This is a genomic window from Thalassotalea euphylliae, assembly GCF_042682785.1.
Lineage (GTDB): Bacteria > Pseudomonadota > Gammaproteobacteria > Enterobacterales > Alteromonadaceae > Thalassotalea_F > Thalassotalea_F euphylliae.
The window spans coordinates 686773-700650 of the sequence record NZ_JBHUIB010000001.1 but is presented as its reverse complement, the minus strand read 5'-3'; the positions used below and the strand labels follow the sequence as shown (position 1 = coordinate 700650).

The 13878-nt window shown below is 43.1% G+C and carries 13 protein-coding genes; 4 read left to right on the top strand and 9 right to left on the bottom strand.

The features are described from left to right. Positions 1-12 precede the first annotated feature (12 nt). From ACFSJY_RS03135 to ACFSJY_RS03105, 7 genes are all read right to left on the bottom strand, one after another. Positions 13-2031, bottom strand: a complete 2019-nt coding sequence (locus ACFSJY_RS03135; RefSeq protein ID WP_386031015.1) for a methyl-accepting chemotaxis protein — start codon at positions 2029-2031, stop codon at positions 13-15. Between the two features lie 183 nt (positions 2032-2214). Continuing rightward, entirely contained in the window at positions 2215-3030 is an 816-nt protein-coding gene (locus ACFSJY_RS03130) for a symmetrical bis(5'-nucleosyl)-tetraphosphatase (RefSeq protein WP_386031012.1), read from the bottom strand. A 1-nt stretch (position 3031) separates the two neighbouring features. After that, positions 3032-3421 carry a Co2+/Mg2+ efflux protein ApaG gene (gene apaG / locus ACFSJY_RS03125; protein ID WP_386031010.1) on the bottom strand — a complete coding sequence of 130 codons (390 nt, stop codon included), beginning with the start codon at positions 3419-3421 and terminating at the stop codon, positions 3032-3034. Between the two features lie 8 nt (positions 3422-3429). Continuing rightward, complete coding sequence (gene rsmA, locus ACFSJY_RS03120) at positions 3430-4239, bottom strand: 16S rRNA (adenine(1518)-N(6)/adenine(1519)-N(6))-dimethyltransferase RsmA (protein WP_386031008.1); 810 nt, start codon at positions 4237-4239, stop codon at positions 3430-3432. Further along, positions 4236-5219 (bottom strand): 4-hydroxythreonine-4-phosphate dehydrogenase PdxA, encoded by a 984-nt coding sequence (gene pdxA / locus ACFSJY_RS03115; protein ID WP_386031006.1) that lies wholly within the window; start codon positions 5217-5219, stop codon positions 4236-4238. Before pdxA ends, rsmA begins: the two co-directional genes overlap by 4 nt. Then, positions 5219-6520, bottom strand: coding sequence for a peptidylprolyl isomerase SurA (gene surA, locus ACFSJY_RS03110; RefSeq protein WP_386031005.1), 1302 nt, complete (start codon positions 6518-6520; stop codon positions 5219-5221). The genes pdxA and surA overlap by 1 nt, the downstream gene beginning before the upstream one ends. 12 nt (positions 6521-6532) lie before the next feature. Continuing rightward, on the bottom strand, positions 6533-8815 hold the full coding sequence (locus ACFSJY_RS03105) for an LPS-assembly protein LptD (RefSeq protein ID WP_386031003.1): 2283 nt from the start codon (positions 8813-8815) through the stop codon (positions 6533-6535). Positions 8816-8977: 162 nt separating this feature from the next. Between ACFSJY_RS03105 and ACFSJY_RS03100 the strand changes: the two genes are divergently transcribed. The 4 genes from ACFSJY_RS03100 to ACFSJY_RS03085 all read left to right on the top strand — a co-directional run bounded on the left by ACFSJY_RS03100 (position 8978) and on the right by ACFSJY_RS03085 (position 12080). Next, positions 8978-9973 carry an aminoglycoside phosphotransferase family protein gene (locus ACFSJY_RS03100; protein ID WP_386031001.1) on the top strand — a complete coding sequence of 332 codons (996 nt, stop codon included), beginning with the start codon at positions 8978-8980 and terminating at the stop codon, positions 9971-9973. Continuing rightward, entirely contained in the window at positions 9970-10650 is a 681-nt protein-coding gene (gene murU / locus ACFSJY_RS03095; protein ID WP_386030998.1) for an N-acetylmuramate alpha-1-phosphate uridylyltransferase MurU, read from the top strand. The genes ACFSJY_RS03100 and murU overlap by 4 nt, the downstream gene beginning before the upstream one ends. Then, on the top strand, positions 10651-11448 hold the full coding sequence (gene djlA / locus ACFSJY_RS03090; protein ID WP_386030996.1) for a co-chaperone DjlA: 798 nt from the start codon (positions 10651-10653) through the stop codon (positions 11446-11448). It abuts the gene before it with no gap. A gap of 83 nt (positions 11449-11531) precedes the next feature. Further along, positions 11532-12080: a lipid-binding SYLF domain-containing protein gene (locus tag ACFSJY_RS03085; protein ID WP_386030994.1), complete on the top strand. Its 549-nt coding sequence runs from the start codon at positions 11532-11534 to the stop codon at positions 12078-12080. Positions 12081-12166: 86 nt separating this feature from the next. Here ACFSJY_RS03085 and ACFSJY_RS03080 read toward each other — a convergent pair whose 3' ends face one another. Together ACFSJY_RS03080 and rluA are read right to left on the bottom strand one after the other, a co-directional pair. After that, positions 12167-13081 carry a DUF3530 family protein gene (locus ACFSJY_RS03080; RefSeq protein WP_386030993.1) on the bottom strand — a complete coding sequence of 305 codons (915 nt, stop codon included), beginning with the start codon at positions 13079-13081 and terminating at the stop codon, positions 12167-12169. Between the two features lie 90 nt (positions 13082-13171). Beyond that, complete coding sequence (gene rluA, locus ACFSJY_RS03075; protein WP_386030991.1) at positions 13172-13873, bottom strand: bifunctional tRNA pseudouridine(32) synthase/23S rRNA pseudouridine(746) synthase RluA; 702 nt, start codon at positions 13871-13873, stop codon at positions 13172-13174. Positions 13874-13878 lie beyond the last annotated feature (5 nt).

Genomic DNA, 13878 nt, shown 5'->3' with positions numbered 1-13878 from the left:
TTCGTTATCAGTTTACAGTTTGAATTCCTGAACTGATTGTTGAAGCTCTTCTGCTAAACGCGCTACTTCACTGCTTGAAGAAGCTGTCTGCTGTGAGCCCGCTGTTGTTTGCTCAGCAATAGTTACAATCGACTCTAAGTTTTCACTGATCTCATGGGCAACCACGCTTTGTTCTTCAGCTGCTGTTGCGATTTGTGAACTACGGTCAAATGCTTCATGAACAGCATGCGTGATAGTCTCAAGCGCTTTATCTGCATTCTCACTTTGCTCAACACAATTCGCTGCTTGTGATTTACCGGTATCCATTACTGATACAGCTTTTTCTGCACCTGATTGAAGTACTTCAATCATATTTTGAATCTCTTGTGTAGATTCTTGGGTACGGCTTGCTAGCGTACGAACTTCGTCAGCTACAACCGCGAAACCACGACCTTGCTCACCCGCACGTGCCGCCTCAATAGCCGCGTTAAGTGCAAGTAAGTTAGTTTGTTCTGCAATGCCACGAATAACGTCTAAGATGCCGCCAATTGAGGCGCTGTCTTGCTGCAGTTTATTGATAACTTGCGACGCTGATTCAACTTCTTGAGCAAGTAGTTGGATAGTTTCACGGTTTTTGTTGGATATTGTCTTAACACGTTCCGCTTCGTCATCTGCTTGCTTAATCTCACCTAGCGCGTCGTTTGCACTCGAAAGTACGCTCTGACTCGTGCTACTCATTTGCGTTGTCGCAGAGGCCGCTTGCTCAACCTGATTACGTTGCTCTTCAATAGCCGTAGTGCTCTGTGCGGTAACCGCTGAAGTTTCCTCTGCCGCTGCTGCTAATTGAGTCGAGCGACTCACAATACCTTGGATTAGGCTGCGTAAGCTATCAATTAAGGCATTACAGTTGCGAGAAAGCTGTGCAAATTCGTCTTTACCTGAGTCGTCAAGCTTACGAGATAAATCACCAGAAGCCACGACGTTTAGCATTTCGTTAACACGTGATAGTGGACGTGTAATGCTCAGTAACGTAACGCGGGTAATGACGACTGCTGCAATAATAGAAATAATCATGATGACAATAGTTTGTGAGTTACCACCACTTACTGAATCTTCAACTTCCTGATTTTTCTGGTTTGTTGTGTCATTTGCTAGGCTAACTTGTTTGGCAAGAATAGCGTTTGCGCTTGCGATATCACTCTCTGCGGCGCTTAGTGATGATGTCGCTTGAGCGATAGCATTCAATTGTGAGGCCTTGTCTGCGAATAAAGAACCTGTCTCACCAACCAATGATTTAATTTGGCTGTATGCATCTTCCAGATCTGATGCTTCATCTTCTGCACCTGCGCTGTTCAGTTCGCTCAGCACGTCACCAAGGTTGCGATTTAACTCTGTGTAGGTATTACTTATTTCGCTAGCAACAATATCAACGCTCGAGGCGTCCAACGCATCACGATACTCGAATGCCGAGCTAACGATACTGTTCAATGATGTTTCAATCACTTCGCCCATGTCTACAGCACGTTGTAGCTCTGTATCTGCTAAATCGTGGTCAGCCAAGTCAAGCAGTAAGGTTGCAGCGTCATCTGCGATTTCTTCTAGGTTGTCTACGTTTTCAGTAAGTGTTGAAGCACTTTCAATAGCAAGTTGTCGGTTGGCAAAAACCGACGTGACGTTTTGATTAAAAGAATCATAAACGCTGTCTACCTTACGTAAGTTGCTAATTAGCGCGCTTTCTTGCTGAACAACGCCTTTTAACGTCTTAAGTTCATTTGTAAACTTAACGTTTGCTTCATCAAAAGATTGTTTGTTTGCAGCCAATGGTTCGAGCTCTGACTGATAGTACCCTCGAAGCGTTAAATTACCCATTTGGGTAAGCTCAACAGTCAGTTGATTACTGCCCGCCAATGTGGGGATAGCAAGCTCGCTCACTTCTGATGTAGAGTCGTGTACAGCATTAAGATTTAACAATGAAGATACACTGGTTACCACCAAAAGGAATGCGAGTATGGTAAACCCACCAATGATCTTTACCGCAACAGTTAAATTCATAGACACCACCGTTTAGAATTAGAGTAGTTTGGTTGAACTAAAGCATTCAAAATTGTCGAAATTATTAGACAAATCCTTTTGTAGGTATCGACAGAAATTGATTTAAATTTAGTAATATTTCCACATTATAACAAGCGAAAAATGTTTTTCATTAAAAGATGCGATTCTTTGAAAATCAGCAGCCTAGCTGTCAATTAAATGTGAACTTTCTGTAAACAGCTGCTTATCTTCCCAACGAAGCATTGACAAATGCCCTCCCCAGACACATCCAGTATCAAGTGCATAGACATTTTTTCTTGAACAATCGCCCATCAATGCGGCCCAATGACCGAACACCCATTTTGTTTTTCCTAGCTTAGTGAGCTCAAACCAAGGCTTAAGTGCGGAGGGGGCATTTTTGATTTGCTCTTTACAGGTAAAGTCTAACGTGCCGTCGTTGAAACAGTAACGCATGCGTGTAAAGGCATTTATGGTGTAACGGAAGCGCTGCTCTTTTGTTTGAACGAGTTGCCAGTCGTTAGGATCTTCACCGTACATAACTGAGAGCCACTTATCACGTTTTGCACCAGATAGTTTTTTGTGAGCAAAAGCGGCTTGTTTAACGGCTTGTTTAACAGTCCACTGAGGGGATAAACCGGCGTGAGACATATAAGCATTGTCATTAGGTATTTGCAGCAGTAAAGGCTGTTGTGCCAGCCAGTCCGTTATAGACGTTAAATTTGGTGCGTTTAGTAGGGCAGTAAGTTTATCTGAGCTTTTTGCTTTTTTCATACCTGCGGCGATGGCAAGTAAATGGAGGTCGTGATTACCCAACACAAATTTTGCGCTCTCGCCCAGAGATTTGACAAATTCTAGTGTTTCGAGGGATTTGGGACCGCGAGCAACAAGGTCGCCAGCAAGCCAGAGTTGATCTTTGTTTGGGGAGAACTTTACTTTAGTAAGGAGTGCTTCAAGCTCATCAAAGCACCCTTGAATATCGCCTACTAAATATAGCGCCATGTTAATTAAGAATATTTGGAACCGATAATCGGAATACTGGAATATTTGCCCAGAATGTCTCACCGTTCAAGCGTTTCATCTGATATTGACCATGCATCGTACCGATTGGTGTCTTAAAGACCGAGCCACTGGTATATGTGTGTGTTTCTCCTGGTCCAATTAATGGCTGTTTGCCAACGACACCCTCGCCCTCAACGTAAGACTCATCGCCATTGGCATCCGTAATAATCCAGCGTCTACTCATAAGTTGTGCTGGCGCATCACCGTTGTTGGTGATGCTGATAGTGTAACTGAACACATATTCGTTATTTTCGGGCGTTGATTGTTGACGCAAGTAATTGGTCGCAATACGAATGTCGATAGATGTGTCGTTTGAAGAGGATAACTGCATATTAAAAGCTACTGTGTTTTTTTGTGATCAACAAAATTAGCGATAGCAATAAAGTTATCGATAGTAAGGTTTTCAGGGCGCAATGTGGGAGATAAACCTAGCGATTCGATTTCTTCTGCACTAATCATCTCTTTAAAGCTATTTCGAATAGTTTTTCGACGCTGATTAAATGCCGTTACGCAGACATGGTTTAACGTTTCCAAAGAATTTACTGGATTTTTTATTTCCGTGTGAGGAATCAATCGAACTATAGCAGAATCTACCTTAGGTGCTGGTTTAAAGTGCTCTGGTCCAATTTCCATTACGGACATAACCTGACATTGATACTGCGTCATGATTGATAGTCGACCATAAGCTTTAGTATTTGGCTGGGCAGCCATTCTATCAACAACCTCTTTTTGCAACATAAAGTGCATGTCTTTGACTAGGTCTTTAAATGTCAACAAGTGAAAAATTAGGGGAGTTGAAATGTTGTAAGGCAAGTTACCAAAGATACGCATAGGTTGATCGGCTTTCGCCAATTGCGAGAAATCAAACTTCAACGCATCAATTTCATGGATAGTAAGGTGTTTGGCTAAAAATGGGTGATGACGAAGTCTTTCTGCCAAGTCTCTGTCTAGCTCGACAACAGACAAATCTCCCGCTCGTTCTACAACTGGTTCGGTCAAAGCACCTAAACCTGGACCTATTTCAATTAAATTTTCACCAGACTGTGGGTGAATAGCATCAACGATACGGCTGATAACGGCATCATTGTGAAGGAAGTTTTGCCCAAAGCGTTTTTTAGCTTGGTGACCTAAATGGGTATTTTTGTTCATGCTTTATTTTTAGCTAAATCAATTGCTGTGGTTAACGCTTCAATGAAGCTACCTGTATCTGCTTCATTAGTTCCCGCTAACTCAAGTGCAGTGCCATGGTCCACAGAAGTGCGAATAAAAGGTAACCCTAATGTGATATTTACCGACTGACCAAAACCTTTGTATTTTAACACGGGCAAACCTTGGTCATGATACATGGTTAAGATGGCATCAGCGTTTTCTAAATACTTTTCTTGGAAAATAGTATCAGCAGGCAAAGGACCAATGACATTAATGCCTTCATTGCGTAATTCCGCAAATGCGGGATTCATCACTTCAATTTCTTCCCGCCCCAGGTGGCCATCTTCACCAGCGTGCGGGTTAATACCACATGCATAAATAGTTGGATGTTTTAAACCAAATTTATCGCGGAGATCTTGATGAAGGATTCGGGTTACTTTTTGCAGTCTTTCGGTAGTAATCGCTTTAGATACGTAGGCGAGAGGTATGTGAGTAGTCACTAATGCGACACGTAAGCCGGGTGTTGCTAACATCATGACCACGTCTGAACAGTTTGCCTGGTGGGCAAAGTATTCGGTGTGTCCGCTGAATGCGATACCAGCTTGGTTTATTAAGCCTTTGTGCACCGGACCCGTTACTACAGCATCAAACTCGCCAGACATATTTTTCTCGCTGGCAACGCGTAATGTATCGACAACGTATGCACCGTTGCTTGGGTTTAGTTGGCCCGGCACCACAGGTGCTTCTGTCGGCATTGACAAAATTGTCAAGGTACCAGCCTTTTGAGGCATTGCCTTATCATCAGCACTGTAATCTTTTAGCACTAATGGAAGGTTCAAAGCTGCAGCTCGTTCTTTAAGAAGGTCTGCACAACCTACGACAACTAGTTCTGCGTCCCAATCTTGTTGGGCAAGTGCGATTACTAGGTCAGGTCCAATGCCGGCTGGCTCACCCGGCGTTATGGCAATGCGGTTGGTCATTATTCGCTATCCGCTTCAAAAATTTCGATATACGCCTCATCACGCGTTTCTTTCATCCAGCGCGCAGACTCCATACCAAACTTACGTTTAAATAGAAGTTGATATGCTCTGTTCTCGTTCATTTGTTTTGAAGCATCTATAGTGCGGCGATCGTTAAGTTGCACTAAGTGCCAGCCAAACGAAGAGCGGAATGGCTTGTGATATTCGTCTTTTTTCATACGAGCAAGCGCGTCTCTAAACGCAGGGTCATAACTATTCGGGTCAGCCCAGCCTAAATCACCTCCGCGCACTGAAGTAGGGCCTTCAGAATGCTCTTTTGCTAACTCAGCAAAGTCTGCTTCACCTGCATTGATTTGCTCAAGGAAGCCCTGCAATATAGCCTCCGCTTTTGCTTCACTTAAAATAATAGATGGCTTAATTAAGATATGACGAGCTCGGACTTCTTCCACTTCAACGACTTGTCGCCCACGAATATCTAAAATCTTGACGATACTAAAGCCTAAACCCGTACGAATAGGGCCTAAAATTGTGCCTTTGTCTTTGCCTTCGATGATTTCTGAGAACAAGGTTGGCAATTCGTTAATGTTTCTCCAGCCTAACTCACCACCTTCTAACGCATTGGCATCGCCTGATGAAGCAATTGCGATACGTGCAAAGTCTGAACCTTCATTTAACAATTCGATAACTTTGTCGGCGCGTACTTTCGCCTTGTTCATGTCTTCTTGTGTTGGCTCTGGTGGGAACTCAATCAAGATATGACCTAAGTTATATTCAACGTCTAGGCTCTCTTGACTTTGCATTTCAGCCATTAAGTTATCGACTTCTTGCGGAGAGATATAGATGCGACGACGAACGTTTGCACGGCGAACTTCGCCTGAAATTAGCTCGGTACGAACGCTTTCACGATACTTTTCATAGACAATGCCGTCGGCAATCAATGCATCACGAAATTGTTCCAGCGTTAAATTATTTTCGCGCGCCATGTTGGTTAGCGTGTCATCTAATTGAGCATCACTCACTTGTACACCCATACGCTCGCCCATTTGTACCATTAGGCTATCGTTTATCAGTTTATCCATGACTTGTGTGCGTAATGCGTTGTCGGATGGGAGCGTTTGATCGTTGCGCTCAGCATTATTTTTTATGGTTTTTAGTAAGTCTTGTACTTCAGACTCAAGTACCACACCTGAATTGACGATAGCCGCAACCTTGTCTAGTGATACTTCTTCTGCTTTTGCTTGTAATGAGAACCCCAGTAACAATGATGTTAGTAGAGTAAATGCAGTAATCGTTTTCTTCATCTATCTATAGTCTTAATTATTTAGAAAATATGGGCGCTTGTAACCAAAGATGCTTGCATTAAACATATCTTCAGTACTTAGCGACGATTTCTTATTGCCGAAGCCTTTAATGACGAACTGTAACACGAATCCCGTATCAAATTCATCGCGGTTGTCGCCGGCAAAATTGGTTTCTTCTATATCCGAGTTAATATGTCGGTGATACGCTAGGCGAACAGCCCAACAACAGCTTTCATATTGAAAGCCTGCGTAGCTCTCTATGCTGCGCTTGCCGCGTAAATCTTCTGTGTATCGACCAACAAATTGCCACTCTCGGTTTATTCTGACACTAGAAAGCAAAGATAGTTGCTCAATTTCTGTATCAGAAATATTACTCGCGTATCGGTGGTTTAGTTGAAATAGATTGTCTCGGTTGTGTCGGTAATCAACACTCATTTGGCTAACATTCGTTTCACTAGTGTCTGTGTTGTACTGAATGTTGCCACTAAACTGCCATTTGTCACTCACCCGGAGAAAAACATCACCAGCAAGTGCTGATTTATCTTCAGCGATGCCTTGTTCCTCATCAGCAGCGAAATTGCTGTCATTCAGGTAAACAATTCGGCCTAAACTCACCCGTAATTTTTCAGCATGATCTTCATCTAAGAAGCGTGTTGTCAAACCCCAAGAGTACTGATTAGCTTCTGCGATTCGGTCTAGACCGCTGAAGCGTTTATCCCTGAACAAGCCTTCATAATCATCTTGCAGCGTAGCGGTATCGTACACGCCAATGTCAGATTGATCTTTGTCTGGGATATACAAATATTGTAGTTGTGGCTCTAACGTTTGTGTGTAGTTCTCACCAAACAATGTCGACAAACGGTCAAAGTTGACACCACCATGGAATCTCACTTTAGGTAAAGTACGGCTGACGTCTTCTTCGAGATTTGAATCGGTTGGGATTCGGTCTTGTTGGTAGTAGGTTTGTAATACCTTGAATTCAGAATTGAAGAAGTACGCTGGTCTGTTAATCGGGAAGTTAAAGCCCGCCTCTACGTGATAGCGGTTTGCTTCTGGTAAATTGATATCAGGTGTTTCAAAGCGAGTTAACTCTGAGTACATATCGAAAGTACCGTTCCAAAAGCCGAGCGGCTGTTGCCCGGAAATTTCAATATGAGGCACGGTTTTATAACTTTGGATATGATTTCCCAGTACTTCAAAATCTTGCAATTTGATCACGGATTGCCAACCATCGCCAAAATATGCCAGCTCTCCGATTTGGTATAGATATGCGTCATTAGAGTTGTAATGCTGACTGCCAATGTCAACAAGGTAATTGTCATCACTTATTGACGTGTAATCTACATGAGCACGGAAATTTTCTGAAAATGTACCAATGTGCTGATAACGCCATAAATAGCGGGCATCATCATTGGTGGTGATTTCGTCATCTTTATCTAAATACTCGAGATCTAGCTGGCCATATTGATCATCGACGAGGTAACGAAACTCGGTTAATAGCTGCAAACCTCGCTTTGACATGTAGCGCGGTGTAAATGTCGCATCATAATTTTCTGCGATATTCCAGTAGTAAGGAATTTCTACTTCGACCCCAGACTTATCCGATGAGCTAATTTTGGGCTCTAATAGACCAGACTTGCGCTCATCGGTAATTGGGAATGAAAAATAGGGTAGGTAAAATACGGGTATTTCGTGTAATTCAAAGCGAGCATGATAGGCCTCGCCTTTATTCTCTTTTTGAGAAATGTATATTTCACTGGCTTTAAGTTGCCAATCTGGAATTTCACCGTGGCAGGTAGTGAAACTTGAATCCACTAATACCAAATCTCCATCACCGGTAACCACAATGTTACCAGCAGCGCCATGTGCTGGAGAGTCACTCAAGTAATAGGATGTATTTTCTAAAGATGTTGCATTAGTTTCTTGGCTTGCAGCCAAATTTTGTGCAAAGACATTAATACCGTTTTGCTGAAAATGAATTTGGCCAGACGCTTTGATCTCATTCGACAAACGATTAAATGATAACTCATCAGCTACTATCGCTTGATCATCTCGTGCCAATGTCACACCACCGGTAAACGTGGCAACTTCGTCTTTTTCTATTGCAGAGGTTTGTGACAGTATTTGCAGCACACCTTCGTCAGTTGCCGCATTTTTAGGTACGAGAATTTGCTCAAATGAAGGTAATGGACAAACTAGTCTTTCAGGTTCTTGAGTTGGTTCTTGGGCAATTGCATTTGAACATGCGAGCAGCGAGCAGCTTATTAACCAAAGTTTATGATGAGGAAAATGCATCTAGTGTCCGAAATTAAAAAATAAATCGCTGAAACTTCCGTTTCTGGCAACTGATTGCGCTTTTTAACTTATTATGAAGATAAACGTCGTTATAATATCGTAATTTTCTTTAAGTCGCTAATTGGTTATATTGGCTTTTTTGTCTTTTTTCAGGGATTTTTCTTGTCTTTAGGACCTCAACAACCTGCATTGGTTCAATGGCTTGAACAATGTGGTTATCATTCACACTCGGCACTAACCCCACTAACAGGTGATGCAGGCTTTCGCCAGTATTTTCGTTTTAATGTTGAGCAGCAAACGTATCTAGCGGTTACATCCCCTCCTGCGCTGTGCAATAACGATGCGTTTGTTGCTGTTTGCCAGCACCTGCAACAAGCCTCTATTCATACCCCAAAAATACACCACTTTGATGAACAGAGCGGTTTTTTTGTCATTGAGGATTTTGGCGAGCAGTTATTGGCAGATGTGTTATCCGATAACTCAATGCATCGTTGGTATCACAAAGCATTGTCTCTCATACCTATCATGGCTAAAGCCAACTCGGACAATTTACCCAATTTTGATAGAGAATTTGTTGAGCGAGAACTGCATATTTTTACAGAATGGTTATTAGTTGAATATTTACAACTAACGTTAACTGATGAAGAGCAGAGGATGTTGCAGAAAAGCTTTGTGTATTTGAACTTCAATATACAAGAACAGCCTCACGTCTTTATGCATCGTGACTATCATAGCCGAAACATTATGGTGCTTGACGATGGCGAATTGGGTGTTATTGATTTTCAAGATGCGGTAAAAGGGCCTATCACTTACGACATTGTGTCACTGCTGCGTGATTGTTATGTGCGTTGGCCCGATGCGCAAGTAATCCCGTTGCTAGACGAGTATATTGCCGAGGCCTCGCAGGCATTTGAACTTAATATTGCGAAAAGTACCTGGTATCGTTGGTTTGATTTAACTGGCTTACAGCGACATATCAAAGCAGCAGGTATTTTTGCTCGATTATTGTTACGAGACAACAAACCTGGCTACATAAAAGATATTCCTCTCACGTTGACTTACATTATTGATATAGGTGCGCGTTACCCTGAGCTAGCGCCACTGTCTGACTTTGTCGCTAAAAAAGTGGCGCCAGCATTAAAGGCTAAATCAGTATGAAAGCAATGATCCTGGCCGCAGGACGCGGGGAAAGAATGAAGCCGCTAACCGATAGCACACCTAAACCCTTGTTATCGGTAAATGGTAAATCACTGATTGAATATCATATAGAACGGCTAGCCAGTCTTGGTATCCGCGATATTGTGATTAACTGTGCATGGCTTGCTGAACAATTCCCTGAACGCTTGGGGGATGGGCAGAAATTTGGCGTTAACATTCATTACAGTGTTGAGTCAGAGGGGGCATTAGAAACTGCCGGCGGCATTGCTAAAGCGTTGCCGATGCTTGGCAATGAGCCTTTCTTAGTCATCAATGGTGATATATTTCTTCTCCCACACTTGCTAATACTTCCTACACTTGCACAGGGAAATTTAGCGCACCTGTTCTTAGTTGATAACCCAGAGCATAACGTGTCAGGTGATTTTGCGATAAAGAACGGAATGCTAAGTAATTTGAATGAGGAAGTTGAACAATCATATACCTTCAGTGGCATAGCCCTCTATCATCCGACATTCTTTGATACGATTTCAGGTCAAGAGAAGATTGCGTTGGGTCCAATGTTACGACAAGGTGCTGAACGCGGAGTTATTAGTGCTGAACTACTCAAAGGTGAGTGGACTGACGTTGGAACGCCAGCACGTTTAGAAGAATTGAACAAGCAACTGAAAGGGCTATAAATGCGGTACTGGGGCAAGCTGTTAGGCTTTATTTTTGGCTTTATGTTATCAAAACATATCTTTGGCGCATTGTTAGGTATGTGGCTAGGCCATCGTTTCGACAAAGGGTTAGGGCTCAATTTTGATGACTTAGGAGAGCAAAGCGAAGAGAAGCGACAGGCTGCATTCTTCTACACGACATTTTCTGTGATGGGGCACATTGCAAAGGCTAAAGGACGAGTAACCGAGCATGAAATCGCATTCGCAACAGCCTATATGGAAAAATTGGGCCTAAAGGGAGAATTGCGTAGTCAAGCTCAAGAAGCGTTTAGAGATGGTAAAACAGTCGGGTTTCCATTGGCTGAGCGTCTTAAAAAATTTAAGCGAAGCTGTTCAGGTCGTCATGACATTTTATTGATGTTTATTGAGATTCAAATACAAGTAGCGTTCGCGGATGGTTCTTTAGATCCAGCCGAAAGAGAGGTTCTTCACAGTATTGCTCGCACACTTGGTTTTTCAACACGTGACTTAGACAAGTTACTGGAAATGATCATTGCGGGGGAGTCTTTCCACCAAGATGGAAGAGCCGGACAAACGGGAGCCAGCCCAAAATCTTTGTTGTCTGACGCATATAAGGTCCTGGGTGTTTCGCCAGATGCCTCTAAACAAGAGGTCAAAAAGGCTTACAAAAAGTTGATGTCCCAGCATCATCCTGACAAGTTGGTCGCGAAAGGTTTACCCCCTGAAATGATGGAGGTTGCTAAGCAAAAAACACAAGATATTCAAGCGGCCTACGACCTTATCAATAAGCAAAAATAATTGACTGTTTACAAGCCATTACAGCTAATTTTTATTTCTCTGCTAGGCTTGAAAAGTGATAATAAAAACTTCAAGGACCTATTATGAAAAAAGTCATTGCTTGCCTATTCTCTTTGCTACTTCCTTTCACTGTGCTTGCTGATGCCGCAGAAGACCGCAAAGAAATCAACGAAATGCGCGACAAAACATTAGCTAAACTTTATCAAGAACAGCCGAGTGTTAAAAAAAAGGTCGCTAAATCTGCTGGGTACGCTACGTTTTCCAACATTGGTGTCAATGTCGTATTTTTTTCTGCGGGCGGCGGCAGTGGTGTGGTTCGGAATAACAAAACAGGTAAAGACACCTACATGTCAATGGGTACTGCCGGTATCGGTATTGGTTTAGGTGTAAAAGACTTTAATGCAGTCTTTATTTTCAAGACAGAAAAAGCGATGAACAGTTTTATTGAAGATGGCTGGGATTTTTCTGGACAAGCAGATGCTGCCGCAAAATCCGGTAAAAAGGGTGGAGAAGGCAGTGCTGCTGGCACAGTAGTGAAAGACGTTGAAATATATCAAATGACCGAGAATGGTCTAGCGCTGCAAGCGACACTGCAGGGAACAAAATACTGGAAAAATGACGACTTGAATTAGTGATAATGAAGTGTGTTGTGTAAATTATAGCGATTGGTAATTCAGGTCAATCGCACCCGTTTATCCGGCAGTCAAACGGTTAGCCATTACCAGCCGATAGTGGTTAACCAACCCTTAATCTCTTTCGCCAAATGTTCTGTTGGATAATATCCCGCTCTAAAATTATGTATTTCTCTCTGGCGGTAATACGGCTTCATTTCTTGTTTCGCTGCCTGTCTTCGTGTGTCAGCGAAATGCTCTACCCAATGCACATCACGTTTAAGTACAAGGTCTAGTGTGGGAATCTCGCTCATTGCCATTTGTTCGGCAAATACTTTGTTTCCATCCGCGCTTTGTCTGTAGCCGCTCAGTGAAATAAATGCATTAGGCTTGGCCACGTCGTCTTGTTGGTACATGGCCATTAACATCGCTGCGTTGTTGCCTTGACCAATGACGACAAAAATTCCTGGGTAGTTGGCTGCGGCTTCCATCACCGCCTCCATGACGGGTGTCAACTGGTCAACATAGGCTGTTACTGCTTTGCTATTTTCTTCTGTGGCTATATTCGGCTTTTCTTGTTGGCTTGGGTAATTTTCGGGTGCTAACAAGGGTTGGATAGTTATTGTCGTCCAACCTTCTTTCGGTAAGTGACTGCGCAAAAAGTTCATTGCTTTGACGTCTGTTGCTGCCTGACTCCACTCGGGCAGTAAGATCATGGTGCCTTTGTCTACACTGTGCGTATCAGGTTGGGTAATCGTGAGAAAGTCATTTGGGCCGGCAAGCATAGGTTTAAGTAGTTGGCTGTCGACTGACTTCGCAATATCGGCTTTGAATTGTTCTATCAGCGATATAGGGGCTTGGATAGGATTTGTAGCTGGCGCGGGTTGTGGAGTCTCTGCATCACTTTGGGGCTCATTAGCTTCTGTGGCTTGTTCCTTTTCTTGTGGAGCTGTTTGTTCTTGCGACATCAAAGGCAATGAAAGAATTAACAGTGTAGTAGCGAGAAAAAGTCTAATGATCACAATAAGTCGTTATGCCATAAAAATTTGACAACAGTGTACTCTTTATCGGTCACAGATGTTCAGGCTTTAGCAGCATGTGGCAGGTTTTCTCTAAATCATTTCTTCGCCAAAGTCGACATCACCAAGATCAAAGGTACAAGGCGCCTCAAATTGCATCACTTTTTTACTTACTGGATGGGTCAGCCGGAGAAACTTGGCATGCAAGTGGAGCCGCTCTCCTAATGCAAGTGCCATGTCATGTGCGTAGAGCCTATCGCCAATGATTGGGTGGCCTAATGCAAGCATATGAACGCGTAGCTGGTGTGAACGCCCTGTCACAGGGGTAAGTTTAACAAGCGATGTTTCCTCATCGCTTGATAGCACTTGATATTGGGTAAGCGCTTTTTTCCCATGCTCTAAATCGACTTTTTGTTTTGGGCGATTAGGCCAGTCACAAATTAGAGGGAGATCAACCTCACCTTGTGCTTCCTTCGGGTGTCCGTAAATGTGGGCTAAGTAGTGTTTCTGGGTCAGTCGCTTTTCAAATTGTCGGCTGATATCAACATGGGCAGCTTTATTCAGCGCCATAATCATAACGCCAGAGGTTGCCATGTCGAGTCTGTGGACAATAGTCGCACTAGGAAGAACCGATTTTACTCGGTTCTCTAAGCAATCTTGGTGTTCTGGTAACCTTCCGGGAACAGTCAATAACCCGCTGGGTTTGTTGACCACGACAATATCATCATCCTGATAAACCACCGACAAATAAGGTGACTTTGGTGGGCGGTAGATAAAGTCTGGATTGGCTACCATATCAA